Below are 25697 nucleotides of genomic sequence, written 5' to 3'. Positions count from 1 at the left end.
TCCCGTGATGCCGTCCAGATTCGGGCCGCGATCATCTATTTGATTACTCACGGGGGCCTCGATGGCGCGTTACATCTTCATCACCGGCGGTGTGGTTTCTTCTTTGGGCAAGGGGCTGGCATCGGCGGCGCTGGGGGCGCTTTTGCAGGCGCGCGGCTTTACCGTCCGGCTGCGCAAGCTGGACCCCTATCTGAACGTCGATCCCGGCACGATGTCGCCTTTCGAACATGGCGAGGTGTTCGTGACCGACGACGGCGCGGAAACCGACCTGGATCTGGGCCATTATGAACGCTTCACCGGGGTTTCGGCACGCAAGACCGACTCGGTTTCGTCGGGCCGGATCTATTCCAACGTGCTGGAAAAGGAACGCCGCGGCGCCTATTTGGGCAAGACCATCCAAGTCATTCCGCACGTTACCAATGAAATCAAGGATTTCCTTGCCGTAGGCAGCGAGGAGGTCGATTTCATGCTGTGCGAGATCGGCGGCACGGTCGGCGACATCGAGGGCCTGCCCTTCTTTGAGGCGATCCGGCAATTCTCGCAGGAACGCCCGCACGGCCAATGCATCTTCGTGCACCTGACGCTGCTGCCCTATCTGGCGGCCAGCGGAGAACTCAAGACCAAGCCGACGCAACATTCGGTCAAGGAGTTGCGCTCGATCGGTATTGCCCCTGATGTGCTGGTCTGCCGTTCGGAACACCCGATCCCGGAAAAGGAACGCGCCAAGATCGCGCTGTTCTGCAATGTCCGGCCCGACGCGGTGATCCCGGCCTATGACCTGAAGTCGATCTATGAAGCGCCGCTTGCCTATCACCGTGCCGGTCTGGATCAGGCGGTGCTGGACGCCTTCCAGATCAGCCCGGCGCCGCGCCCCGATCTTTCGCGGTGGGAGGATGTGATGGACCGGCTGGAGAACGCCGAAGGCCGGGTCCGCATCGCCATCGTCGGCAAATACACCCAGCTTGAGGACGCCTATAAATCCATCGCCGAGGCGCTGACCCATGGCGGCATGGCCAATCGCGTCCGCGTCAAGGCCGATTGGGTGGACAGCGAAAAGCTGGAGGGCGAAGGCGCGCATCTTCTGGATGGCTACAACGGCATCATCGTCCCGGGCGGCTTTGGCGAGCGTGGCACAGAAGGCATGATCACCGCCGCAAAATACGCGCGTGAAAAGAAGGTGCCCTATCTGGGCATCTGTCTGGGCATGCAGATGGCGGTGATCGAGGCGGCACGAAATATCGCCGGCATGCCCGACGCCGGCTCCGAGGAATTCGACCACGAGGCTGGCAAGACCCGCTTCACCCCCGTCGTCTATCACCTCAAGGAATGGGTGCAGGGCAATTACACCGTGCAGCGCAAGCTGACGGACGACAAGGGCGGCACCATGCGGCTGGGCGCCTATACCGCCGTGCTGACGCCCGGCTCGAAAATCTCGGAAATCTACGGCGGCGCGCTGGAGATCGAGGACCGCCACCGTCACCGTTACGAGGTGGACGCGCGATACCGCGAACAGCTTGAGGCGGCGGGGCTGAATTTTTCCGGCATGTCGCCGGATGGGCGGCTGCCCGAGGCGGTCGAATATCGTGATCATCCCTGGTTCATCGGCGTGCAATCGCATCCGGAACTCAAGTCGAAACCCTTCGAGCCCGCACCGCTTTTCGCCGGCTTCGTTCGCGCCGCGATGGATAACGAGCGACTGGTCTGAACCACGCCGACGCGCCATAGTGTCGGGATCAGATGAATGGTTCCGACATGCGCGCCCGACTGTTGCCGACAGCCCTGATCTTGACGCTTTGCACCGCACCTGCATTGGCAGATGCGCCCTTGTTCCTGCTTGACCAGACGCGCCTGCCCTTTGACCTTGGGCCCGGCGCGCCGCAGAATTCACCTGCCAAGACGGCAAACTCGCCGAATGCCGCCGCGAACTCGACCGCAAGCCCGGCCAACAGAGCTTCGGCCTATGCCAATTCGCCCCGCAATCCCGCCAATGAGAAGCGGGTGATCTTTACGGCGGATGGGGCTGTTGTAGGCTATTACGCCCCGAACGGTTCAGGGACGCTGAACCTGTTTGACGTCACCGGCAAGCGGATCGTCTATCGCCCCAAAGGCAGCAAAAGCCTGTTTTCCAGCGAGGGACGCTGGTGCGGCACGGTGGCCGATGCCAGCGGGGGCGGCTTTGCCTTTGGCCTGACGCGCGACTGTGCGCGGCTGTTCCAATAAACGACACCGGATCGTCACATTGCGAGGATAGATCGCAGGCAAGAAAAGCAGGAGATCGCCATGCAGGACCAAACGCCCAAGGACTGGCTTGAAGCCGAGCTTCAGGACACGCTCGACGAAGATTACGAGATCGAGCTGGAGGATGCGGTCCTTTCACAGGAAATCGCCCGCATCTATCGGCACACCCATCCCGACCAGATGCCCCGCCCCGATTATTTTCGCGAACTGCTGCGACTTCAGGCCGAGCTTATCAAGCTGCAGGACTGGGTTTCCCATCACAAGGAAAAGGTCGTGGTCATTTTCGAGGGCCGCGACAGCGCTGGCAAGGGCGGTGCGATCAAGCGCATCACCCAGCGGCTGAACCCGCGTGTTGCCCGCGTGGTCGCCCTGCCCGCGCCTTCGGACCGTGAAAAGACCCAATGGTATTTCCAGCGCTACGTCCCGCACCTGCCGGCCGGGGGGGAAATTGTCCTGTTCGACCGCAGTTGGTATAACCGCGCCGGGGTCGAACGCGTCATGGGTTTCGCCACCGAGGACCAGGTCCAGCAATTCTTTGACGACGTGCCCGAATTCGAACGCATGCTGGTCCGCTCGGGCATCCGGCTGGTGAAATACTGGTTCTCTATCACCGACGAGGAACAGCAGATGCGCTTCCTGATGCGTATCCACGACCCATTGAAACAATGGAAACTGTCGCCCATGGACCTGCAAGCCCGCGTCCGGTGGGAGGACTACACCAAGGCCAAGGAAGAGATGTTCGAGCGCACCAACATCACCGAGGCACCTTGGTATATCGTTCCCGGCAACGACAAAAAGCGCGCGCGGCTGAACTGCATGGCGCATCTTTTGACGATGATTCCCTATGCACCGGTGACGCAGGAAGAGATCAGCTTGCCCGATCGCGTCTTTAACCCCGATTACGAGCGCGAAGTACTGCCCCCCGAACTCTATGTGCCGCAACGTTACTAAAGTGAGATCGGACTTGCGGCGACGCATCGGCGCGGCATGATCCACGGGATCATACGCAAGGAAAGCAGTCATGCCCAAAGCCTATTGGATCGGCCATGTCACGATTGACGATCCCGCCGCCTATGAAGCCTATCGGCAGGCGAATGCTGCCGCCTTTGCCAAATACGGCGGGCGATTTCTGGTGCGCGGCGGCCCGCAAGAGGTGGTCGAGGGGCAGCTTCGTCCCCGCGCGGTTGTCATCGAATTTGCCGATCTGGAAACTGCCCGCGCCTGCTATGACAGCCCGGAATACCAAACTGCGCTGGCATTGCGGCAGCCCTGCTCGATCGTGGATCTCGTCATCGTCGAGGGCTGGGAACCTGTCTGACAAATTATGCCGTGGGATATTGTTGCGCCGCGAAAAAACCCTAATATCCGGTCATGTTTCGCAATCTTCTAAGTCGACTTTTCACTGACCGCCTGGATCCCTCGCACCTCAGCGGGCAGGATGCCGAGGTTGCCGTCGCCTCGTTGCTGGTGCGGCTGGCCCGTTCCGACGATCATTACGGAGAGGTCGAGCAGCACCGTATCGACCATGTGCTGGCCCGCCGCCGGGGGTTGGACGCCGCTGAGGCGGCCGAGCGGCGCGCAGCCGCCGAGATGATCGAGGCCGAGGCCCCCGACACCGTCCGCTTTACCCGCACCATCAAAGAACGCGTAGAACTGCAGGACCGGCAAGAGATCATCACCGCCATGTGGGAAATCGCCTATGCCGACGGTCGCCGCGATGCCGAAGAGGAATCGTTGGTGCGGCTGGTCGCCGGGCTGCTGGGCGTGAATGACCGCGATTCTGCGCTGGCAAGGCAAAGGGCGCTGGACGAACTGGGGCTGTCTGACAAGTGAATCCGCACCCCCGCACAACCCTGCCCGCGCAGCCTGTTTTTCCCGTGATCAACGGTCCGACCCTGCCCAGAAAGCCAATGACGAAAGCGTTGCAATCCCGTTGCAAATATCGCCTCATATCGACATGAGCCAGACAGAAACCACCACGGCGGCCCTTGATCCGGCGCGCGATCCGGCCCGGGTGCCGGTGATAGAAATAAGGGACGTGCATAAAGCCTATGGCCCGCTTCAGGTCATCCGTGGCGTCAGCCTGACCGCCCCTCGGGGCCATGTCATCAGCCTCATCGGCTCATCCGGTTCGGGCAAGTCCACCCTCTTGCGCTGTTGCAACCTGCTAGAGGACAGCCAGCAGGGCGAAATCCTGTTCGAGGGCGAGGCGGTAAAGTGGCGCGGAACCGGACTGGCCCGCGTGCCCGCCGACCGGGCGCAGGTGACGAGGCTGCGCACCAACCTGTCCATGGTGTTCCAGCAGTTCAACCTGTGGTCGCACATGACCATCCTGCAAAACGTCATGGAGGCGCCGGTCCATGTCCTCAAGCGCGACCCCCGGCAGGTCGAGGCGCGGGCGCGCGAATTGCTTGCCAAGGTTGGCATCGGAGACAAGGTCGACGCTTGGCCCGCGCAACTTTCGGGCGGCCAGCAGCAACGCGCCGCCATCGCCCGCGCGTTGTGCATGGAACCCCGTGCGCTGCTGCTCGACGAACCGACCAGCGCGCTGGACCCCGAATTGCAGCAAGAGGTGGTGCGCGTCATCAAGGACCTGGCCACCGAGCATCGCACGATGCTGCTTGTCACCCACGACATGCGGCTGGCGGCGGATGTCAGCGATCACGTCGTCTTCCTGCATCAAGGCCGGATCGAGGAAGAGGGGCCGCCCGCACAGCTTTTCGGTGCGCCGCGCTCTGAACGACTGCGCCAGTTCCTGAGCGCGACCATGGCCGAATGAGAACCCAACAGGAGAGTGAAGCATGAAAAAACTGATGCTTGCCGCCGCAGCTTTCGCGCTGACCGCGGGCATGGGCATGGCGCAAACGGTGCGCATCGCCACCGAGGGCGCCTACCCTCCCTACAACCTCATCAACGATCAGGGCCAAGTGGACGGATTCGAGGTCAAGCTGGGCAATGAGTTGTGCGAGCGGGCCGAACTGCAATGCACATGGGTCAAGAACGATTGGGATTCGATCATTCCCAACCTCGTTTCCTCGAACTACGACGCGATCATGGCTGCGATGAGCATCAACGACGAGCGCAAGCAGGTCATCGCCTTCACCCAGAACTATCTGCCACCGGCGCCGTCCTCATATGTCGCGCTCGACGATGGCGCCAATCTTGAAACAGGTGTCGTCGCAGTTCAGATCAACACCATTCAGGCGTCCTATATCGCCGGTACGCAGGCCACGATGCTTGAATATCCCAACATCGACCAGGTGTTCGCGGCCGTTCGCAATGGCGAGGCCGATGCCGCCTTCGGCGATCACGAAGTCATGCGCCCCTTTGTCGAGGACAGCAATGATCTGACGTTTGTCGGCGAACAGGTCCGGCTGGACGAAGGCATCGGGATCGGCGTGCGTCAATCCGACAATGAGCTGCGCGAAAAGCTGAACGCGGCACTCGACACGATGAAGCAGGACGGCAGCCTCAACGAATTGATCAAGACCTATTTCGGTGAGAACGCGGAAACCTACGAGTGACATGACGGATGCCGCCGCGGCTGGTGCCGCGGCGGCCAGAACGGCGGCACGATGTTTTCCTATTGCACCGATCTCTCTGCCCTTCAGGGCCTTGGCTGGTTGTCATGTTATCTGACGACCGGAAACCACATGCTGTTCTATGCCAGCTTTGCAACGGTGCTGTTGATTCTGGCGATCGTCGCACCAGTAGCGCTGCTGTTCGGCTTTTTGGGTGCCATGGCCTCGCGCTCGCGCATCGCGGGGGTCCGCTGGGTCGGGCGCATCTATACCTCGATGGTGCGCGGCGTGCCCGACATCATCTTCTTTCTTTTCGTGCCCATCGCGCTGGACCAGGCATTCGAATGGATGCGCTCACGCGTGCTTTGCGACCCCTCGGTGCCGGTGCGGCAGGGCAATGAATTCGTCGTCTGCGCCGCCGCCAAACTGCCGCTTTCGACCTCACCCGAATGGGTGCATCAGGCCTATGGAATCCTTCTGGCCGTGATCGCCTTTGCCGTGGTCTTCGGTGCCTTCGCCTCCAATGTACTTTACGGCGCAATGAATGCGGTGCCGCGCGCACAACTGGAGACCGCCGAGGCCTATGGCATGAGCCAGCGACAGGTGAACCGGCGCATCCTGATTCCGCAGATGTGGACCTATGCCCTGCCGGGGCTGGCCAACCTGTGGATGATTCTCATCAAGGCCACACCGCTTCTGTTCGTGCTGGGGATCGAGGATATCGTCTATTGGGCGCGGGAACTCGGCGGTGCCAAGACCAGTGCCTATGCCTATCCGCATCCGGACTGGCGGCTTTACTATTTCCTCGCCATTCTGGTGTTTTACCTGCTGATGACCTGGGGTTCGGAACGGATATTCGACCGGCTCCGCACGCGGCTTTCGGCAGGTCAGGCCACCGCCGCCGGCGAGGCGATGCGAAAGGCCGCCACATGAACGAATGCCTGCAAACCATTCAAAACTATGGCTTGCGTGCCCTTGGCATTGGCGAGCGGTTGCTGCCGCGCAGTGAATTTACCCTGTGCGAGCAGATCACGCTGATCGGTTCGGGACTGATCTGGAACGTCTATTTCGCAATGCTGTCGCTGATGATCGGCTTTTTTCTGGCCAATCTGCTGGCCGTGGCCAAGGCCAGTGACAGTCCTTGGGCGAAAAAGCCGGCGGAATGGTTCGTCTTTCTGTTCCGGGGCAGTCCGTTGTTCATCCAGTTCTTCCTGGCCTATGAGATGCTGGTGCAATTGCCGCGCGCTGGTATCGACGTGTTCGGCATCACCGTGCAGACCAGTTGGCTGACCAAGGCTTGGGCAGGCGCGCTTCTGGTGCTGACGCTGAACACCGCCGCCTATTCGGCCGAGATATTTTACGGCGCGCTGCGCAATCTGCCCAAGGGCGAGCTGGAGGCAGCGGATGCCTATGGCATGTCCGGCTGGACCCGCTATCGTCGCGTGGTCTGGCCGACGGCGATGCGGCTGGCCTGGCCGGCCTATACAAATGAGGCGATCTTTTTGTTTCACGCCACCACGCTGGTGTTCTTTTCGGGCTTCCCGGCCTATCAGCAGCGGGGCGACGCGCTATACTATGCCAGTTATTTCGCCGACAAGACCTTCAATCCCTTCATCGCCTATCCGATCGTGGCGGGTTATTTCATATTGCTGACGATCTGCCTGATCGTGCTGTTCGGCATCGTGAACCGCAGGCTGAACCGCCATCTTCCGGGCGCGGCGAAGAAATTTCGTTACAGGCCCAATCTCATCAGGTGATTCATGGAATGGCTGCACGAGCATCCCGACGTCAAAACCATCCGCGTAGCGGCGGCTGACCTCAACGGCATGGCGCGCGGCAAGCGCGTTCCGGCGCGCTTTGCCGACAAGATCCTGACCGAGGGCACGAAATTCCCCTTCTCTGTGCTGAACATGGATATCTGGGGCGAGGATGTCGAAGGCAGCCCGCTGGTCTTTCAGGCCGGCGATCCTGACGGGCTGCTTCTCCCCACCGATCGCGGCTTCATGCCCATGCCCTGGCTTGAGGCACCGACCGGCCTTTTGCCGATCTGGATGTTCCATCTGGACGGCCGCCCCTATGAGGGCGATCCTCGGCAAGCACTGGCCCGCGTGGTCGAGCGTTACAAGGCCGCCGGCCTGACGCCGGTGGTGGCGACCGAGTTGGAGTTTTTCCTGATCGACGATTCCGGCGGCCAATTGCGCGTGCCGCCCTCGCCCCGTTCCGGCAAGCGCCGCACAGGGGCCGAGACGCTGTCCTTGCGTGCGCTGGACGCATTCGACCGCTTCTTCACCGCGCTCTATAATGCCTGCGAAGCGATGGACATCCCGGCCGATACGGCAATTTCGGAAGCTGCGCCGGGACAGTTCGAGATCAACCTGATGCATCAGGCCGATCCGCTGAAAGCAGCCGACGATGCATGGTTGTTCAAGCTGCTGGTCAAGGGGCTGGCACGGCGCTACGGTTTTGCCGGCTCATTCATGGCCAAACCCTATGAGGAATGGAACGGTTCCGGCATGCACATGCATTTCTCGGTTCTGGATAAACAGGGCAGGAATGTGTTCGACAACGGCAGCGAGGAAGGGTCCGAGGTGCTGCGCCACGCCGTGGCGGGTTGCCTTGCCGCAATGCCCGGCTCGACCCTGCTGTTTGCGCCGCACGAGAACAGCTATGACCGGTTGGTGCCCAATGCCCATGCGCCGACAGGTATCGGCTGGGCTTATGAGAACCGCACGTCGGCGATCCGCATCCCTTCATCGGGACCCAAGGCACGGCGGATCGAACATCGCGTCGCGGGCGGCGACGTGAACCCCTATCTGACCGTCGCGGCGGTGCTGGGGGCAGCCCTGAACGGGATCGAAGACAAGGTCGAGCCGCCGCCACCGATCCGGGGCAACGCCTATGAACAGGGTCTGGAACAGCTTCCCGGAAGTTGGGGCTTGGCAATCGATGCATTTGCCACTTCGCCCCAGATCAGCCGCATCTTCCCCGCGCATCTGATCGAGAATTTCGTCATGACCAAGCGGCAGGAACTGCATTATATGGCCGAGCTTTCGGACGAGGAAACCGTCGAGCTTTACCTAGATACAGTATGACGCCACCGGTGAGGGAGCTGCGCCCGCCCAACTGCGCCGCGGGCCCTCTCACTCAGGCCGCCAGCACACCCGCCAGCGAGTTCGCGGCGCTATGGGTGATGCGCACGCGCACCAGATCGCCCACCTTGGCCTGCGGCGCCTCGACAAAGACCGCGTGCAGATAGTCCGACTTGCCGACCATCTGGCCCGGATTACGACCCGGCTTTTCGAACAGCACGCCCATTTCCCGCCCGACCATGCTTTCCTGTGCCGCCTTTTGCTGACTGGTCAGCAGCGCCTGCAATTCCTGCAAGCGTGCATCGGCGACAGTGCTCTCGACCTCGGGCCGCTCATAGGCGGGGGTGCCCGGGCGCGGGGAGTATTTGAAGCTGAAGGCTGTGCCGAAATTCACCTCGCGCACCAGGAACAGCGTGTCGCTGTGGTCCTTTTCGCTCTCACCAGGAAAACCGACGATAAAGTCGCTCGTCAGCATGATGTCGGGACGCGCAGTGCGAATACGCTCGATCAGCCGCAGATACTGATCCACGGTATGACGCCGGTTCATTGCCTTGAGGATACGGTCCGACCCCGACTGCACGGGCAGGTGCAGATAAGGCATCAACTTGGGTTCGTCGCGATGTGCCGCGATCAGGTCGTCGGCCATGTCGTTGGGATGGCTGGTGGTATAGCGAATCCGGTCCATCCCGTCGATTTCCGCAATCGCCCGGATCAACCGGCCGAAACCCCACTCCCGGCCTTCCGGCCCCTCGCCATGCCAGCCGTTGACGTTCTGACCCAACAGCGTGATCTCGCGCACGCCGCGGGAAACCAGATCGCGCGCCTCGGCCAGAATACGCGAAACCGGACGCGACACCTCTGCGCCACGGGTATAGGGCACCACGCAAAAGGCGCAGAATTTATCGCAACCCTCTTGGACGGTCAGAAATGCCGCCGGGGCACGACGGGTGGCAGCAGGTTTCGGCAGATGCTCGAACTTGTCTTCGGCGGGGAATTCCGTGTCAACCCCACCACCCGCGCGCACCATGGCGGGCAACCGGTGATAGGCCTGCGGTCCCACGACCAGATCGACCAGCGGCATGCGGCGTTGGATCTCCGCGCCCTCGGCCTGGGCCACGCAGCCGGCCACGCCGATCTTCAGGTCGGGCCTTTCGGCCTTCAGCGGTTTAAGCCGCCCAAGGTCGGAATAAAGCTTCTCCGCCGCCTTTTCCCGGATATGGCAGGTATTGAGCAAAACCATGTCGGCTTCGGCCTGATTTTCGGTCAGGACATAACCCTCCGAGCCCATGGCTTCAGCCATGCGCTGGCTGTCATAGACGTTCATCTGGCAGCCATAGGTCTTGATAAAAAGCTTTTTCGCCGCCGGGGCGGGCTTGCTGGCTTGGTCACTCATGCCGTGCTGTCCTTGGGGTCAAGGCGGCTCATACAGGAAATCACCCGTCTTGGAAAGTCCGGCCGAACGCCGCGACCGACCCAAACCTGCCGCGGCTTCTTCGTTGTTCAAATACCCATTCCGACCCTAAAGCTTGTAAATGGCCGAGAATTTCTCTTCCAGATAGTCAAGAATCGGCTTTTCACTGATATCGGTGCCGCTTGCACGCTCGATCAGGTCGCGCGGCGGGTAAAGCCCGCCATGGCGCTGCACGTTTTCGCGCAGCCATTCGACCGCGGGATCGGCCTCGCCGCGCGCCAGCGCTTCGTCCAGATCCGGAACAGCGGCGCGCAGGGCGGAATGCAGGCAGCCGGCATAGACGTTCCCCAGCGCATAGGTCGGGAAATAACCGAAAAGCCCCACCGCCCAATGCACATCCTGCAACACGCCATTCGCCGGCCGGTCCACGGCGACGCCAAAATCCTTGAGGAAACGGGCGTTCCACGCCTCGACCAGATTCTCGACATCCAGCCTCCCCGCAATCAAGTCGCGTTCAAGGTCGAAGCGCAGCATGATGTGCAGGTTGTATTGCACCTCATCCGCCTCGGTGCGGATGAATCCCGGGGTGACGCGGTTCGCGGTGGCATAAAAAGCGTCGGCGTCGGGCACGGACAACCCGCCGAACGCATCCGACATGCGCTGATACAGCCAGCCGGTAAAGGCGCGGCTGCGGCCAAGCTGGTTCTCATAGATCCGGCTCTGGCTTTCATGCGCGCCCATCGAGACCCCGCGGCCCAGCGGCGTAAAGGCATGGTCGCTGTCGATGCCCTGCTCATAGCTGGAATGGCCGACCTCGTGAATGGTCGAATACAGACAGTTGAACGGGTCTGTCTCGACAACCCGCGTGGTGATGCGGCTGTCCTGCCAGCGCCCTGAACTGAAGGGATGCACGGCGATATCCATCCGCCCCCGTGTCCAGTCATAGCCAAAGGCGGTGGCGCAGGTCCGCGCCAGACGGAGTTGGGTTTCCTGCGAAAAATGGCCGTCCAGCGGCTCAGGCTGGAACTCGGCGCCCAGCACGTCCTCGCGCAGCGCCACCAGCCTTGGGCGCATGGCATCGAACAGCGCCGCGATCTCGGCTTGCGTCGTGCCCGGTTCGTAATCGTCCAGAAGCGCGTCGTAAAGATCGCCGCCATCGGCCAGTGCCGCAGCCTCTTCGCGCTTGAGCATCAGGATGTCGTTCAGCACCGGCAAAAAGTCCTCGGGCGCATCCTTGGCCCGCGCATCCGCCCAGATGCCCTGCGCCAGCGAGGTTTGCCGCGCCAGTTCCGTCGCCAGCCGCGCGGGAATGCGCGAGGCACGGCGATAATCCCGCGCAATCAGTTCGATGATGCGGGCGTCCTCGTCATCCTCGGGCTCGGCGTGGTCCAGCCATTCGCCGATGCGCGGATCGGTGCGGCGCTCGTGCAGCACCGCCTCCATCGCGGCCATTTCCTCGGACCGCTGCTCGACAGCGCCCCGCGGCATGACGGTTTCCTGGTCCCAGGCAAGCCGCTCGGCGACCGAGGACAGGGCCTCGGTCTGGCGCTGGAAGGCGAGAAGATTGTCGAAGGCGCTCATCGGACAGTTCCCCGGACCGAGGTTTCAAAAGGATAGCGTGCATGGTGGCGCGCACGCAGGATCAGCGTGAACACTGCCACGGCACCGAACTGATGCGCCAGTGCCAAAGGCAGCGGCGAGGCATGTAGGACGTTCATGATGCCCAAGAGCACCTGTACCGCAAGCATGACAAGCATGGCGACATAGGCGCCGCGCGTCACCGGATGCGGCGAGCGGCGGGCCCGCAGGAACACCACCACCGCAAAAACCGCCAGCAGATAGCCGGTCATGCGATGGATGAACTGCACCAGTGCCGGATTTTCAAAGAAATTGCGCCAGCCAAGCGCGGCGTTCCAGATCTCGGCCGGGATCCACTCTCCGCCCATGGTCGGCCAGCCGGTATACATGCGGCCCGCGTCGATCCCCGCAACCAGCGCGCCCAGCAGGATCTGCACGAATGCCAGATGCATCAGCCCGGTGGTCATCGAGAAAAGCCTTGCCTCGCCCGCCCGGCGCGCCCGCAAAAGCGCCGCCTCGCTGCGCGACAGCGCCAGCACATACCAGGCGATCACGCCGAGGATGGCGAATGCCAGCCCCAGATGCGCCGCCAGCCGATAAGAGGCCACCCGCACCATTTCGCCCGACAGCCCCGAATAGACCATCCACCAGCCGATCGCACCCTGCGCCCCGCCCAGCACGCCCAAGAGCAGCAGCCGAGGCGTCCAGCCGGTCGGAATGCGCTTCGTTGCCAGGAAAAACACAAAGCCCGCCGCCCAGACCAGCCCCACCAGACGCCCCAGCAGCCGGTGCGACCATTCCCACCAGTAGATCTGCTTGAAGCTCGCCAGATCCATGTCGGAATTGACCAGTTCGAACTGCGGGATCTGCCGGTATCTGTCGAACTCGGCCTGCCAGGTGGCCTGATCCATGGGCGGGATCGCCCCTGTCACCGGCTTCCATTCGGTGATCGACAGGCCCGAGCCGGTCAGCCGCGTCGCGCCGCCAAGCGCGATCATCGCCGCAACCAGAACAAACAATACGATCAACCAGATGCGGATTGCCCCGCGTGCGCCCTTGTGGCCGGCGTCGATCATGCCGCCAGCGGGCGGCGTCGCGCGCGGGGTCGTCTCGGTGACTTCCTGAAAGACGGGACGTCTTGCCATGTCAGCTTCCTTCTCGATCGGGCGCGACCTTGGCCCCTGCGCGCCCGGAAATCAATCAGCCGCGGCGGATCAACTGCCTCAGCATGCCGTGAAAGATGCGCGTGTCGGCGCGCGTCAGCAGCAGCCGCGACCACAGATTTCGTAGCGTCAGTTTCATCGCCGGTGCCTTTTCGGGCGGGAAAAAGAAACCGGCCTCGCCAAGCCGCTCCTCCCAATGATCGGCCAGCTTTTCGATTTCCAGCCGCGTGGCCGGCGCCTCGCCATCGGGGCGACTGCCGTGCGGAGCGGGCTGGGCCGGCAGGCTGTCGCGCGCCCATTCATAGCCGGCAAGCAGCACCGCCTGCGCAAGATTCAGCGAGGGGAAATCGGGATTGACCGGCACGGTGATAATGGCACTGGCCCGCGCCACGTCCTCGTTCTCCAGCCCTGCGCGCTCGGGGCCGAAAATCAGCGCGACGCGACCGCCCTGCACGACCCGGTCGCGCGCGTCCGCCATGGCCGATGCGGGGGTCAGGACGGGCTTGGTCAGCTCACGCCCGCGCGCGGTAGTGGCATAGGCGTAATCCACATCGGCCATGGCCTCGGCCAACGTCGGAAATACCCGCGCATGGTCCAGCACCCGACCGGCCGCCCCCGAGGCCATGGCTACGGCTTTCGGGTTCGGCCAGCCGTCGCGCGGCGCAACCAGGCGCATGTCGGTCAGACCGAAATTCAGCATGGCGCGCGCGGCCGCGCCGATGTTTTCGCCCATCTGCGGGCGCACAAGAATGATGGCGGGTTCCATGGCCGCGGCCATATCCTTCCCCGCACCCACTGGCAAGGCGCGCGATGCTGCGCTATCTGCTGTTGGAACACGAGGATGACAGCGCCATGACAGACCAGCCCAACTCGCCGCAACTTTACCTGATTACCCCGGTCGGCGCGACCGCTTCCACGCTGGGGCCAATGCTGGCCGAGGTCATGGAGCGTTTCCCCATCGCATGCTTGCGCATCCCGGGCGCAGGAACCGAGGACGAACTGGGACGAATCGCCGATCTCGCGCGCGAGATCGCCCATGCCCATGACGTGGCGGTGGTGATCGAGGATCATGTGCAACTGGCGCAACGGCACGGGCTGGACGGCGTGCACCTGACCAATGGCTCGCGCGGCATCCGCCATGCGCGCAAGGAACTGGGGCAGGATGCCATTGTCGGCGCCTTCTGCGGCACCTCGCGTCATGACGGCATCAACGCGGCCGAGGCCGGGGCGGATTACGTCAGCTTCGGCCCTTGCGGTGCCACGGCGCTTGGCCAAGGTGAAATTGTGCCGCTCGATCTGTTCGAATGGTGGTCCGAGATGATCGAAATTCCGGTCGTCGCTGAAGGTGCACTGACACCCGCTCTCATCGGGCAACTCGCGCCCCTGACAGATTTTATCGCCCTCGGCGCCGAGATCTGGGCAGAGCCGGGGCCGGTCGAGGCGCTAGGCACTCTCTGGCGCTGACAGCTTTTTCTTCGCGGGTGCATGGGTATTTGGGCAACGAAGAAATCCTGCCCCGCGATGACGGCGCGCCTGCTCAACCTCCAGGGAGCCGGCGTTGTTTTCTTCGTTGCCCAAATACCCATGCCACCTTTCAACCCAAGCAGAGCCTGCCCCTTGCGCAGCGCCATGCCGCAGCCTAAAGCCTTGCCATGACCCAGCACCAGCGCCTTCTCATCATCGACTTCGGCTCACAGGTCACGCAGCTGATTGCGCGGCGCCTGCGCGAACTGAATGTCTATTGCGAAATCCACCCGTTCAACACGGTCGATGACGCCTTCCTGAAAAACTTCGCCCCGCAGGCGGTGATCCTGTCGGGCGGCCCTGCCTCGGTAACCCAAGCGAATTCACCACGCGCCCCGCAGAGCCTGTTCAGCATGGGGGTGCCGGTTTTTGGCATCTGCTATGGCCAGCAGGTGATGATGGAACAATTGGGCGGGCGGGTCGAATCGGGCCATCATGCGGAATATGGTCGTGCCTTCATCACCCCTGCTGAAGGCCACAAGAGCGACGGCATTTTCTCTGGCCTGTTCGACGCCGGCCGCGAAGAGGTCTGGATGAGCCATGGCGACCGCGTCACACAGCTCGCGCCGGGCTTCGAGGTGATCGGGACCTCGCAAGGCGCCCCCTTTGCCATGATTGCGGATGAGACGCGCAAGTTCTTTGCCGTCCAGTTCCACCCCGAGGTGCATCACACCCCGAATGGCCGCCGGATGCTGGAGAACTTTATCCGCTTGGCGGGACTGACCGGCGACTGGACCATGGCCTCGTATCGTCAGGAAGCGATTCGCAAGATCCGCGACCAAGTCGGCGACAAACGGGTAATCTGCGGGCTTTCGGGCGGCGTCGACAGTTCGGTCGCGGCAGTGCTGATCCATGAGGCGATCGGCGACCAGCTGACTTGCGTCTTTGTCGACCACGGGCTCTTGCGACTGAACGAGGCCGAGGAAGTCGTGACGATGTTCCGCGACACCTATAACATTCCGCTGATCCACGCCGATGAGAGCGAGATGTTCCTGTCGGCGCTGGAGGGCGTCTCGGACCCGGAGGTCAAGCGCAAGACGATCGGCAAACTGTTCATCGACGTGTTCCAGAAATATGCGAACGGGATCGAGGGCGCCGAATTCCTCGCGCAGGGGACGCTTTACCCCGATGTGATCGAATCGGTCAGTTTCTCCGGCGGCCCTTCGGTGACGATCAAGAGCCACCACAATGTCGGTGGCCTGCCCGAGAAGATGGGGCTGAAGCTGGTCGAACCCTTGCGCGAACTCTTCAAGGACGAAGTCCGCGCACTTGGGCGCGAGCTTGGCCTGCCCGAGAAATTCATCGGCCGCCATCCTTTTCCCGGTCCCGGTCTTGCCATCCGTTGCCCTGGCGAAATCACCCGCGAAAAGCTGGAGATATTGCGCAAGGCCGATGCGGTTTTCATCGACCAGATCCGCAAACACGGGCTTTACGACGACATCTGGCAGGCTTTCGTCGCCATCCTGCCGGTTCGCACCGTGGGCGTCATGGGCGACGGGCGCACCTATGACTATGCCTGCGCGCTGCGCGCCGTGAATTCCGTCGATGGCATGACGGCTGACTACTATCCCTTCAGCCACGAGTTCCTGGGCGAGACCGCCACGCGAATCATCAACGAGGTCAAGGGCATCAACCGCTGCACCTATGACATCACTTCGAAACCGCCCGGCACGATCGAGTGGGAATGACCCAAAGGGCGGCCAATGCGCCGCCCTTTTTCATTCGTTACGGTGCGGTGGCTGAAAAATCTGCTTCAGATTGCATGTAAACGCGCCTGAGAAATTGACAAAGCCGGGCTCATGCGGCCCGATAGGTTATCGCAGCTAACGGTTAGGAACAGGATGCGCTTGGGCATTCGGCCTGCCCATTGCGACAACCGCTTATGACAAGGACCTGGCCATGAGTTGCGCCTGCGGACAGAATCACAACCACGCCCCCCCGCCCGTGTTGGGTGGCGAAGAGATCCCGCTTGAACAGCCGCTTGTCTCGATCAGCGGCCGGCTGATCTGCAAGGATGCGGCGCAGATGCTCTTGGCGATGGATCTGCTGACGGAACATGCGCGGCTCAGCCGGGCCGAGCCCGGCAACCTGCGGTTTGATCTTGAGCAGGCCGAGGATCCGCTGATCTGGGAGGTGCAGGAGCTTTATGCCAGCGATCATGCCTTCGAGGCGCATCGCAGCCGGCTGAAAGGCAGTCGCTGGGCAAGTGAAAGCCGGGGCATCACCCGCGACCTGAAACGCGAGAACGTCGTGCCCCGCATTCGTCCCGAACTGCGCTATGACCATCAGCAGATCACCGAACTGCTGACCTGCGCCTTCGATGGCCCCGCCGAGGCGCGCCTGCTGGACGCGCTGCGTGCCGCGGGCGATCTGGCACTGTCGCTGGTGGCCGAGGCCGCGGGCACCGTCGTCGGCCATGTCGCCCTGTCACCGCTGCGGGCCACGGGGCCGGCGCTGGCCTTGGCCCCGCTGGCCGCCCATCCTGCTGTCCAATCGCGGGGCATCGGCGAGGCGCTGGTGCGCGCCGCTCTGGCTGCGTTTGAAGATCACACCATCGTCGTGCTAGGCGATCCGACCTATTATGTTCGTTTCGGCTTTACGCCTGCCGATCTGACTTCGCCCTATGCCGGGCCGAACCTGATGGTGCTGGGGCCGCGACTGCCCGCCGGCAGCCGCATCACCCATGCGCCGGCCTTTGCGGCGCTCTGACGCGGCTAGCCTTCGTTTTCGGCTGGCGGCGCTTCTTGCTGGGGCAGCCGCAGGCGCACCCGCTTGACCCGGCGCGGATCGGCATCGATGATTTCGAACTCGGCGCCGCTTTCATGGGGGATCACCTCGCCGCGCACCGGCACGCGACCAGTCAACATGAAGATCAATCCGCCGAGCGTGTCGATTTCATCTTCTTCCTCGTCGGTAGCAAGGCGCAGGCCGGTCTGCGCCTCGACATCCTCCAGCGGAGTGCGGGCCTGGATCAACCATTGGCCGGGTTTTTCCTGGATGACCAGACCACCCTCGATCTCGTCATGCTCATCCTCGATCTCGCCGATGACCTGTTCGATCAGATCCTCGATGGTGACAAGCCCGTCCACGCCGCCATATTCATCGATGACCAACGCCATGTGGATGCGCTTTTGCTGCATCTGCTGCAAAAGCACGCCGATGGGCATCGAGGGGGGCACATAAAGCAAAGGCCGCAGCATCGGGCGCAGGGCGAATTTGACCGGAGCCTTGGCGCCAAAGCCGTATTTCAGCGCCAGATCCTTAAGATGGATCAGCCCCAGTGGGCTGTCCAGCGTGCCTCGAAACACCGGGATACGGGAAAAACCATGTTCGCGGAACATCTCGACCAGTTCCGGAAGGGTGGCGGTCACCGGAGCGGCGACGATTTCCACCTTGGGCACCGCAACGTCGTCGACGCGCATGCGGCGCAGATTGACCATGCCGAGAACACTGGTCGAGGGTGCGGTCGGCCCCTTGTCACGGGCCTCGGCGCTATCCGTTTCGGACTCGCCGCCGCCGAATGCGCCAAGAATGCGCCCCAGAAAGCCGCGCGATTGCGGCAGGTCACGCCCGTCGCCGCCCGTGCCATCCGCCCATGAGGCAGGTTCGGCAGAGACGGGCGTGTCGGGACTTCGATCGTTACTCATGTGTCAGGTTCCAGATAAGGATCGGGGATACCAAGTTTGCCCAGGATCGAGCGCTCGGTATCCTCCATGGTTTCCGCATCCTCGTCGTCGATGTGGTCATAGCCGGCAAGATGCAGCATGGCATGAACAAGAAGATGCATGGCGTGATCGGCGAAGGGCTTACCCTGTGCCTCTGCCTCGCGCTGGCAGGTGTCGTAGGAGATGGCGATATCTCCCAACTCCTCCACCTCCAGCGGATCGGGATGCGTGCCGGGCTGGCGCGGCTCGAATTCGGTCGAGGGCCAGCTCAGCACGTTGGTCGGCTTTGGCTTGCCGCGAAACTCGGCGTTCAGTCCGGCGATGCGCGCATCGTCACACCCCATCACCACGATCTGGAATGCGCCCAGCTCCAGCCATTCGCCTATCGCATGGGCGGCGCGCTCGGCCATGGCGGGCAGGCCGGCATCCTCCCAGCGGTCGTCCTCCAGCACGATATCGACGATCTCCAGCGCCTCTTCCGACGCCTCCGCACTATCAGGCATCGCCCGGTCCTCTGCTGGCCAGTCGTGGTTCGCGGCGCGGGTTATGCGGGCCACGGTCGTCCACGACCTCGCCACGCGCCAGTGCCGCCTCGGATTCGGCGTCGTAAGCCTCGATGATACGGGCGACCAGCGAATGGCGCACCACGTCCTTGGCGGTGAAATAGCTGAAGCTGATGCCCTTGATACCCTTGAGGATCTTTTCCGCGTCGACCAGACCGGAATGGATGCCGCGCGGCAGGTCGATCTGGGTGCGGTCACCGGTCACCACCATGCGCGACCCCTCGCCCAGCCGGGTCAGGAACATCTTCATCTGCATGGTCGTGGCATTTTGCGCCTCGTCCAGCACCACAAAGCTGTTCGACAGCGTGCGGCCGCGCATGAAGGCCAGCGGAGCGATCTCGATACGCTTTTCCTCCATCAGCTTCTGCATCTGCTTGCTGGGCAGGAAGTCATTCAGCGCATCATAAAGCGGCTGCATGTAGGGATCGACCTTTTCCTTCATGTCGCCGGGCAGAAAACCCAGCCGCTCACCCGCCTCGACCGCGGGGCGCGACAGGATGATCCGGTCCACATGGCCGCCGATCAACATGGTCACGCCCACGGCCACCGCCAGATAGGTCTTGCCCGTACCGGCGGGACCGATGCCAAAGGCCATCTCATTGGCAAAAAGCGCACGGACATATTCCTTTTGCGCATCGGTGCGCGGCTCGACGGTCTTCTTGCGGGTGCGCAGTTCGATCGGACCGGTCTGGAACATCTCCAACTGCTCGGCCGGGGTCGGACCTTCGGTCACCGTCTCGCTGCCCATGCGCAGTGCGGCCTCGACCTCGGCCATCTCGACCGGACGACCCTGCTCCAACCTTGCGTAAAGCGCGCGCAAAACCTGCGCCGCCTCGGCCTGAGCATCGACCGGACCCACCACGGACAGCAGATTGCCGCGTCGCAGGATATGCACCTTCAGCGCCTCTTCGATCCGCGCCAGATGGCGGTCATGCGGGCCGCAGAGATCGATCAACAGCCTGTTGTCATGGAATTCCAGCAAGGTTTCGCCGGGGGTCGCGGTCGCGGGATGCGTAGGGGTCAGACCCAAATTCGTCTCCGAGGTGAGATACTCAGTAAGTCATGGTTGCAATTGCGCGGGATTCGCACAAGGGGTGCGCCGCCGGTATTGCCGTTTTGCACGAAATTCGGCAAAAAATCGGTCATCATCCTTTCCGGGTCCATCATCCCGGCCCCCAAGCCATCGGGCGGGCGCGGCCGGCGATGAAATCGGCCAGATAATCATCCCCGGCCCGGTCCATCTCGTCCACGGTCCCTTGCCAGCGCAGCCGGCCGCGATCCAGCAGTGCCACCCGGTCGGCGATACTGCGCACCGAACTCATGTCATGGGTGATGGTGATGGCGGTGGCACCGGTTTCATCGACAATGTCGCGGATCAGCATGTTGATCGCCGCCGCCCGGATCGGGTCCAGACCTGTCGTCGGCTCGTCGAAAAAGATCACTTTCGGATCGGCGGCGATGGCCCGGGCAAGACCGGCACGCTTGCGCATCCCGCCCGAAAGCTCGGCCGGATGCAGGTCCGCGACCTCGGGACCCAGCCCGACGCGGGCCAGCTTTTCCAAGGCAATGCGGCGCGCATGCGCCTTTGGCATGGTTCGCAGCAGCCGGAAGGCGACGTTGCGCCAGACCGGCAGGCTGTCGAACAGCGCTGCATTCTGGAACAGCATGCCGAAATGGTCCATGAACTCGGCCCGGCGCTGCGCGAGCGGTGCACCCTGCCACAGGATCGTGCCCGCGTCGGGCGTCTCCAGCCCCAGAATACAGCGCAAGAGCACCGATTTTCCGGTGCCCGAACCGCCGATCACGACAAGGCTTTCGCCCGTCGCCAGGTCCAGATCCACCCCGTCCAGCACTCGCTTGGCGCCAAAGCTTTTTGTCAGGCCGCGCACCGAAAGCATCAGAAGAACAGCCCCGTCAGCGCGAAATTGGCGGCAAGGATGCCGACCGAGGCCGCAACAACGGCATTGGTCGTCGCGCGTCCCACGCCCGCCGCGCCGCCCGCAGCCGTCATGCCGAACCAGCAACCCGACAGCGCCACGATCAGCCCGAATACCACGCCCTTGAGCAGGCCCGACACCACGTCCCAGCTTTCCAGATAGGCCCAGGAATTGGACAGGTAGATGGTCGAGTTGAACCCCAGCGCCTGCACCCCGATCAGCCAGCCGCCCATGATGCCGATGATATCGCCCACGCCGATCAGCACGGGCAGGCAAAGCAGCGCCGCCCACAGCCGGGGCGAAACCAGCCAGCCCACCGGATCGGTCGAAAGCGTGACCAGCGCATCGATCTGCTCGGTCACGCGCATGGTGCCCAGTTCCGCCGCAATGGCGCTGGCGACACGGGCAGCCACCATCAGACCGCCCAGCACCGGGCCAAGTTCGCGCGCCATGCCGATGGCAACGATGGCGGGCACTACGTCCGAGGCCTGAAACCGTTCACCCCCCGAATGGATCTGCAAGGCCAGCGCCGCACCTGTAAACAGCGCGGTCAACCCGACCACCGGCAGCGACAGCCAGCCGATCTGGACGATCTGCCGCGCCAGTTCCCGTGGATGTCGTCCGACGCGGGCAAGCCCTTGTGCGGCGAATATCGCAACCCGCCCCGTGGCGCGGGTCAGCCCGATCACCGCCCTGCCCGTCAGCCGGACTGGGTTCACAGCCAGGTCCGCTCGTAGCGCCGTCCCAGCGAGGTCAGGATCTCATAGCCGATCGTGCCCGAAAGCGCCGCCAGATCGTCAACCCCCTGCCGCGGGTTCAGGACCTCCAGTGTCGCGGGCACGTCAGGCAGGTCGGTCACATCGACGGTGATCAGGTCCATCGAGATGCGGCCGATCACCGGCACTGCGATATCGCCGGCCCAAAGCTTCAGCCCGCCCTCACGCGCCAGTGCCCGCGCCAGCCCATCGGCATATCCCGCCGCCACCGTCGCCACACGCGAGACACGCTGCGCGACCCAGGCATAGCCGTAACCCACGGATTCGCCCGGCTTGACCTCGCGCATCTGGATCACCGGCAGAGCCAGCAAGACCACAGGGCGCGCATCAGTATAGGGCTGGCCGCCATAAAGTCCGATACCCGGGCGAACCAGATCGAAATGATATTCGGGCCCCAGCAAGATGCCCCCGGTTGCCGCCAGCGAACGCGGCGCGGTCACGCCCTCGGTCATCACCCGGAAAGCAGCCAGTTGCTGGGCATTGGCCGGGTGATCCGGCTCATCGGCGCAAGCCAGATGCGACATGACCAGCGCGGGACCAGCCGCCAGCGCCTCGGTGCGGATGGCCGCCCATTCGCCAGCCTCCAGCCCCAGCCGGTTCATGCCGCTGTCCAACTGGATGCCGAATGGCCCCTTGGGCCGCAGGGCACGGTCGCGGAAAAACTGCTCGGGGCTGTTCAGCACCGGGATCAGCCCAGAGAGATCTGCGCCCTCCATATGGCCCGACAGCACGAAAATCTGCGCATCGTCAGGCAAAAGCGGCCGGATCGCCCGCCCCTCGGATGCAAGGGCGACAAAGAAATCCCGCGCGCCCGCTGCATAAAGCGCCGGCGCCACGCGGTCTGCACCCAACCCATAGGCATCGGCCTTGACAACCGCCGCCGCCCGAGCGCCCGGCGCTCTTGCCGCAAGCGCATTCCAATTGGCCGCGATGGCCGGAAGATCAATCACGAGTCCCATGCAAGCGGCATGGCTCTTGCCTATGCCGTCGTCAAGGGTTTTAGCTACTTTGCTATTTGCAGCTAAGTTCGCTAGCATATTTTGCAAATATTCGCCTTTCCGCTTCCCGCATCGAGGCCAACCCGATAGTTTGCGCCAAACCCAAAGGGAGACGGCTCATGAAGGACATCCTCGGCGAACTGGAATCGCGCCGCCGCGATGCGCGGCTGGGCGGCGGGCAGCGGCGCATCGACGCACAACACGCGCGCGGCAAACTGACCGCGCGTGAACGGCTCGAACTGCTGCTGGACGAGGGTTCGTTCGAAGAGTTCGACATGTTCGTCCGCCATCGCTCGACCGATTTCGGCATGGAGGAAGACCGCCCCTATGGCGACGGCGTCGTCACCGGCTGGGGCACCATCAACGGCCGCATGGTCTATGTGTTCTCGCAGGACTTCACCGTCTTCGGCGGCTCGCTGTCGGAAACCCATGCGCAGAAGATCTGCAAGATCATGGACATGGCGGTGCAGAACGGCGCCCCTGTGATCGGGCTGAACGATTCGGGCGGCGCGCGGATTCAAGAGGGCGTAGCCTCGCTCGCGGGTTATGCGGATGTGTTCCAGCGCAACATCATGGCCTCTGGCGTGGTGCCGCAGATCTCGGTGATCATGGGACCTTGCGCGGGCGGCGCGGTCTATTCGCCGGCGATGACCGACTTCATCTTCATGGTCAAGGACACCAGCTATATGTTCGTGACCGGCCCGGATGTGGTCAAGACGGTGACGAACGAGGTGGTCACGGCCGAGCAACTGGGCGGGGCCTCGACCCACACCAAGAAAAGCTCGGTCGCCGACGGCGCCTTTGAAAACGATGTCGAGGCGATGTCGGAAATCCGTCGCCTTGTCGATTTCCTGCCGCTCAACAATCGTGAAAAGGCGCCGACCCGGCCCTTCTTCGACGATCCGGCCCGGGTCGAGGCAAGCCTGGACACGCTGATCCCCGACAACCCCAACCAGCCCTATGACATGAAGGAACTGATCCTGAAGGTCTCGGACGAGGGGGATTTCTACGAGATTCAAAAAGATTTCGCCGGCAATATCATCACCGGCTTCATCCGCATCGAAGGGCAGACCGTCGGTGTGGTCGCCAACCAGCCCATGGTCCTTGCCGGCTGCCTCGACATCGACAGCTCGCGTAAGGCCGCGCGTTTCGTCCGCTTCTGCGATGCGTTCGAAATTCCGATCCTGACCTTCGTGGACGTGCCCGGCTTCCTGCCCGGAACGGGACAAGAATATGGCGGCGTCATCAAGCATGGTGCGAAACTGCTGTTCGCCTACGGCGAGGCGACGGTGCCGAAAGTCACTGTCATCACCCGCAAGGCCTATGGCGGCGCCTATGACGTCATGGCGTCCAAGCACCTGCGTGGCGATTTCAACTATGCCTGGCCCACGGCGGAAATCGCGGTAATGGGCGCCAAGGGCGCGGTCGAGATCCTTTATCGCAGCGAATTGGGCGATGTCGACAAGATCGCCAGCCGCACCAAGGATTACGAGGACCGCTTTGCCAACCCCTTCGTCGCCGCCGAGAAAGGCTTTATCGACGAAGTGATCCAGCCACGTTCGACGCGCCGTCGCATCGCTCGGGCATTCGCGTCCCTGCGTGGCAAAAAATTGTCGAACCCGTGGAAGAAACACGACAACATCCCGCTGTAACAGTATGAAAACCAAGGGAGGAAGTATGTCGAGACTTACCGCGATCGGCTTTGCGCTGATGCCTCCGGCCGCTTTGGTCGGGGCAACCGGCATTGCCATCGCGCAGGGGTCCACGGCCGACATTCTTCTTCCCTCGGGCTCCGTGGTGCGCTGGCAAGAGACGCGGCACGACAATGCCGGCGGGTTCGGCCTGACCTATCGGTTTCGTTTCGTCATGCCCGACCTGGCGCAGCGCGTCCCGGTAACCAGCGGCCCGGCTTCGGACTTTGTCGAGGACGAGATGCGGGGGCCGATCGACATCGACACCGAAAGTGGCGAAATCACCGGCGCCGAACCGGATGACGGCCTGATCGATCCCGCCACGCTGGACGATATGACGCAGGCGGACCTCCCCCCCGAGGCCGACGAGGAAGCAGCCGACGCGCTGGTCGGCGCCCCGGTTCTGCCCGCAGCGCCCGACGTGCTGGCTCAGGACCCGGTGCACGAGGATATCGTCTGGCTGTGCGAGAACTGGGCCCTGCCCCGCATCGCAACCCCCGCGCCACGACCCAGCCAGATCATCATCAGCCTGGCGGACCGCGAGACCCCCTTTGGCAGCTTCGACCCCGAGGTGGTTCAGATCTTCGAGGCATTCCACCTGCCGCCCGATCGCGACACCTGTGAGTGGGAACCGTGGTGATGTTCCTTTCTCTGCGCCCTGATGCAAGCCTGCCACAGCGCAGCGGACCCGCAAGCATGGCTTTACGCGGTCCCTGTCAGCCCCGCGCCGCGCTGGCTATCATGGCGCCGCGGTCGCATGAGGCGGCCGAATCTCAACCGAGCAGTCGGGACACAACCATCCCGCAATACAGGAGCACGACAACATGTCGAAGAAGCTTGCACTGGCCCTCGTCCTCGTTGGCCTTGCCGCGGCCTGCGCCAAGAAAGAGCCTGAAATCGCCCCGATCCCGGTTCAGCCCGAGCCGGTCTACCAAGGCAAATACGGCGCCAACTAAGCCACCGGCCGTGCGCGGGCTGCAAGGCGGCCCGCGCCATCCGCGTTCCGCCCGGCCCCCGTGCGATGACGCAATTCCAAAAGGGGGCAAGACATGCTGAAGCATCGTGGCTTTCCAGGCCGCCTTCCCGGCACCGACTTCCAGTTCACCATCCGCCGCGCCAACAAGAAGGGCGCAACGCCCTTGGTCCGTCGCGAGCGTTTCCGCGACCGCAGGCCGGCCGACCGCCGTGCCGATACCGCCTTTCTGGCAGCATTGATCCAGCTTTTCGGCGAAGAACCGTTCCAGCGCGGCAATCTTGATGCGGGGCGGTTGTCCTGGTTGCTTGGCCGCGAGGTGATCGCGGTCGGCAAGCTTGATTCCACCGACTATGACCAGCTTCTGCGCGTCGATATGAAACGCGCCGAAGCCAGCTTTCCCGAGCTTTTCGCCGAGAACGCGCCCGAGTTCGACTGGGACGACGTCGATTGGGAAGACGACGACTGGGACGACGAGGACGACAAGTGATGACCGGCCGGGGGATGGGCGGATTGCCGCGTAGTTTTGTGTTTTCACACCGTTGTCAGTTTCTTCCGGGTGTGGTGCGT

27 protein-coding genes are annotated in these 25697 nt (G+C 63.0%); 17 read left to right on the top strand and 10 right to left on the bottom strand.

Annotation, left to right across the window (positions count from 1 at the left end; genetic code table 11):
• Nucleotides 1-61 precede the first annotated feature (61 nt).
• From JWJ88_RS17015 to JWJ88_RS16970, 10 genes are all read left to right on the top strand, one after another.
• Complete coding sequence (locus JWJ88_RS17015) at nucleotides 62-1705, top strand: CTP synthase (RefSeq protein WP_205295641.1); 1644 nt, start codon at nucleotides 62-64, stop codon at nucleotides 1703-1705.
• Nucleotides 1706-1752: 47 nt separating this feature from the next.
• Nucleotides 1753-2220, top strand: coding sequence for a hypothetical protein (locus JWJ88_RS17010; protein ID WP_205295640.1), 468 nt, complete (start codon nucleotides 1753-1755; stop codon nucleotides 2218-2220).
• 60 nt (nucleotides 2221-2280) lie between these two features.
• Complete coding sequence (ppk2, locus tag JWJ88_RS17005; protein WP_205295639.1) at nucleotides 2281-3189, top strand: polyphosphate kinase 2; 909 nt, start codon at nucleotides 2281-2283, stop codon at nucleotides 3187-3189.
• A 70-nt stretch (nucleotides 3190-3259) separates the two neighbouring features.
• Nucleotides 3260-3556, top strand: coding sequence for a DUF1330 domain-containing protein (locus JWJ88_RS17000; protein WP_205295638.1), 297 nt, complete (start codon nucleotides 3260-3262; stop codon nucleotides 3554-3556).
• Between the two features lie 53 nt (nucleotides 3557-3609).
• Nucleotides 3610-4071, top strand: a complete 462-nt coding sequence (locus tag JWJ88_RS16995; RefSeq protein ID WP_205295637.1) for a tellurite resistance TerB family protein — start codon at nucleotides 3610-3612, stop codon at nucleotides 4069-4071.
• A gap of 124 nt (nucleotides 4072-4195) precedes the next feature.
• Nucleotides 4196-5017: an ABC transporter ATP-binding protein gene (locus tag JWJ88_RS16990; RefSeq protein ID WP_240200268.1), complete on the top strand. Its 822-nt coding sequence runs from the start codon at nucleotides 4196-4198 to the stop codon at nucleotides 5015-5017.
• 22 nt (nucleotides 5018-5039) lie between these two features.
• Nucleotides 5040-5762, top strand: coding sequence for a transporter substrate-binding domain-containing protein (locus JWJ88_RS16985; protein WP_205295636.1), 723 nt, complete (start codon nucleotides 5040-5042; stop codon nucleotides 5760-5762).
• A gap of 51 nt (nucleotides 5763-5813) precedes the next feature.
• Entirely contained in the window at nucleotides 5814-6692 is an 879-nt protein-coding gene (locus JWJ88_RS16980; protein ID WP_205295635.1) for an ABC transporter permease, read from the top strand.
• Nucleotides 6689-7516, top strand: coding sequence for an ABC transporter permease (locus JWJ88_RS16975; protein WP_205295634.1), 828 nt, complete (start codon nucleotides 6689-6691; stop codon nucleotides 7514-7516). Before JWJ88_RS16980 ends, JWJ88_RS16975 begins: the two co-directional genes overlap by 4 nt.
• A gap of 3 nt (nucleotides 7517-7519) precedes the next feature.
• On the top strand, nucleotides 7520-8851 hold the full coding sequence (locus tag JWJ88_RS16970) for a glutamine synthetase family protein (RefSeq protein WP_205295633.1): 1332 nt from the start codon (nucleotides 7520-7522) through the stop codon (nucleotides 8849-8851).
• A 52-nt stretch (nucleotides 8852-8903) separates the two neighbouring features.
• On the opposite strand, the gene miaB is transcribed toward JWJ88_RS16970, so the two are convergent.
• The 4 genes from miaB to JWJ88_RS16950 all read right to left on the bottom strand — a co-directional run bounded on the left by miaB (nucleotide 8904) and on the right by JWJ88_RS16950 (nucleotide 13778).
• Nucleotides 8904-10241 carry a tRNA (N6-isopentenyl adenosine(37)-C2)-methylthiotransferase MiaB gene (gene miaB / locus JWJ88_RS16965; RefSeq protein ID WP_205295632.1) on the bottom strand — a complete coding sequence of 446 codons (1338 nt, stop codon included), beginning with the start codon at nucleotides 10239-10241 and terminating at the stop codon, nucleotides 8904-8906.
• 126 nt (nucleotides 10242-10367) lie between these two features.
• The gene (locus tag JWJ88_RS16960) at nucleotides 10368-11840 is read right to left on the bottom strand and encodes a carboxypeptidase M32 (RefSeq protein ID WP_205295631.1); all 1473 of its coding nucleotides are present in this window, start codon (nucleotides 11838-11840) and stop codon (nucleotides 10368-10370) included.
• A complete protein-coding gene (gene ctaA, locus JWJ88_RS16955; protein ID WP_205295630.1) occupies nucleotides 11837-12982 on the bottom strand; it encodes a heme A synthase in 1146 nt (381 codons plus the stop codon). The genes JWJ88_RS16960 and ctaA overlap by 4 nt, the downstream gene beginning before the upstream one ends.
• A 55-nt stretch (nucleotides 12983-13037) precedes the next feature.
• Nucleotides 13038-13778, bottom strand: a complete 741-nt coding sequence (locus JWJ88_RS16950; protein WP_205295629.1) for an RNA methyltransferase — start codon at nucleotides 13776-13778, stop codon at nucleotides 13038-13040.
• A 74-nt stretch (nucleotides 13779-13852) separates the two neighbouring features.
• Here JWJ88_RS16950 and JWJ88_RS16945 point away from each other — a divergent pair, with 74 nt between their 5' ends.
• The 3 genes from JWJ88_RS16945 (at nucleotide 13853) to JWJ88_RS16935 (ending at nucleotide 17233) form a co-directional block, all read left to right on the top strand.
• Complete coding sequence (locus JWJ88_RS16945; RefSeq protein WP_205296892.1) at nucleotides 13853-14464, top strand: thiamine phosphate synthase; 612 nt, start codon at nucleotides 13853-13855, stop codon at nucleotides 14462-14464.
• 188 nt (nucleotides 14465-14652) lie between these two features.
• Entirely contained in the window at nucleotides 14653-16212 is a 1560-nt protein-coding gene (gene guaA / locus JWJ88_RS16940; protein WP_205295628.1) for a glutamine-hydrolyzing GMP synthase, read from the top strand.
• Between the two features lie 211 nt (nucleotides 16213-16423).
• Complete coding sequence (locus tag JWJ88_RS16935) at nucleotides 16424-17233, top strand: GNAT family N-acetyltransferase (RefSeq protein ID WP_205295627.1); 810 nt, start codon at nucleotides 16424-16426, stop codon at nucleotides 17231-17233.
• A gap of 5 nt (nucleotides 17234-17238) precedes the next feature.
• On the opposite strand, the gene JWJ88_RS16930 is transcribed toward JWJ88_RS16935, so the two are convergent.
• The 6 genes from JWJ88_RS16930 to alr all read right to left on the bottom strand — a co-directional run bounded on the left by JWJ88_RS16930 (nucleotide 17239) and on the right by alr (nucleotide 22424).
• Nucleotides 17239-18171: a CBS domain-containing protein gene (locus JWJ88_RS16930; RefSeq protein ID WP_205295626.1), complete on the bottom strand. Its 933-nt coding sequence runs from the start codon at nucleotides 18169-18171 to the stop codon at nucleotides 17239-17241.
• Nucleotides 18168-18692, bottom strand: a complete 525-nt coding sequence (gene ybeY / locus JWJ88_RS16925; RefSeq protein WP_205295625.1) for an rRNA maturation RNase YbeY — start codon at nucleotides 18690-18692, stop codon at nucleotides 18168-18170. The genes JWJ88_RS16930 and ybeY overlap by 4 nt, the downstream gene beginning before the upstream one ends.
• The gene (locus tag JWJ88_RS16920) at nucleotides 18685-19782 is read right to left on the bottom strand and encodes a PhoH family protein (RefSeq protein WP_205295624.1); all 1098 of its coding nucleotides are present in this window, start codon (nucleotides 19780-19782) and stop codon (nucleotides 18685-18687) included. The genes ybeY and JWJ88_RS16920 overlap by 8 nt, the downstream gene beginning before the upstream one ends.
• Nucleotides 19783-19915: 133 nt before the next feature.
• The gene (locus JWJ88_RS16915) at nucleotides 19916-20650 is read right to left on the bottom strand and encodes an ABC transporter ATP-binding protein (protein WP_205295623.1); all 735 of its coding nucleotides are present in this window, start codon (nucleotides 20648-20650) and stop codon (nucleotides 19916-19918) included.
• Nucleotides 20650-21408, bottom strand: a complete 759-nt coding sequence (locus JWJ88_RS16910; RefSeq protein WP_205295622.1) for an MlaE family ABC transporter permease — start codon at nucleotides 21406-21408, stop codon at nucleotides 20650-20652. The genes JWJ88_RS16915 and JWJ88_RS16910 overlap by 1 nt, the downstream gene beginning before the upstream one ends.
• Nucleotides 21405-22424: an alanine racemase gene (gene alr, locus JWJ88_RS16905; protein WP_240200267.1), complete on the bottom strand. Its 1020-nt coding sequence runs from the start codon at nucleotides 22422-22424 to the stop codon at nucleotides 21405-21407. The genes JWJ88_RS16910 and alr overlap by 4 nt, the downstream gene beginning before the upstream one ends.
• Nucleotides 22425-22582: 158 nt before the next feature.
• Between alr and JWJ88_RS16900 the strand changes: the two genes are divergently transcribed.
• The 4 genes from JWJ88_RS16900 (at nucleotide 22583) to JWJ88_RS16890 (ending at nucleotide 25617) form a co-directional block, all read left to right on the top strand.
• Nucleotides 22583-24115, top strand: a complete 1533-nt coding sequence (locus JWJ88_RS16900) for an acyl-CoA carboxylase subunit beta (RefSeq protein ID WP_205295621.1) — start codon at nucleotides 22583-22585, stop codon at nucleotides 24113-24115.
• A 25-nt stretch (nucleotides 24116-24140) separates the two neighbouring features.
• The gene (locus JWJ88_RS16895; RefSeq protein ID WP_205295620.1) at nucleotides 24141-24794 is read left to right on the top strand and encodes a DUF6497 family protein; all 654 of its coding nucleotides are present in this window, start codon (nucleotides 24141-24143) and stop codon (nucleotides 24792-24794) included.
• A gap of 184 nt (nucleotides 24795-24978) precedes the next feature.
• The gene (locus JWJ88_RS22020) at nucleotides 24979-25110 is read left to right on the top strand and encodes a hypothetical protein (RefSeq protein ID WP_256439728.1); all 132 of its coding nucleotides are present in this window, start codon (nucleotides 24979-24981) and stop codon (nucleotides 25108-25110) included.
• 93 nt (nucleotides 25111-25203) lie between these two features.
• The gene (locus JWJ88_RS16890) at nucleotides 25204-25617 is read left to right on the top strand and encodes a hypothetical protein (protein ID WP_205295619.1); all 414 of its coding nucleotides are present in this window, start codon (nucleotides 25204-25206) and stop codon (nucleotides 25615-25617) included.
• Nucleotides 25618-25697: the final 80 nt, after the last annotated feature.

This window comes from Paracoccus methylovorus, from assembly GCF_016919705.1.
Classification (GTDB): Bacteria; Pseudomonadota; Alphaproteobacteria; order Rhodobacterales; family Rhodobacteraceae; genus Paracoccus; species Paracoccus methylovorus.
The sequence above is the reverse complement of the archived record's forward strand: the minus strand, read 5'-3'. Positions and strand labels throughout refer to the sequence as shown.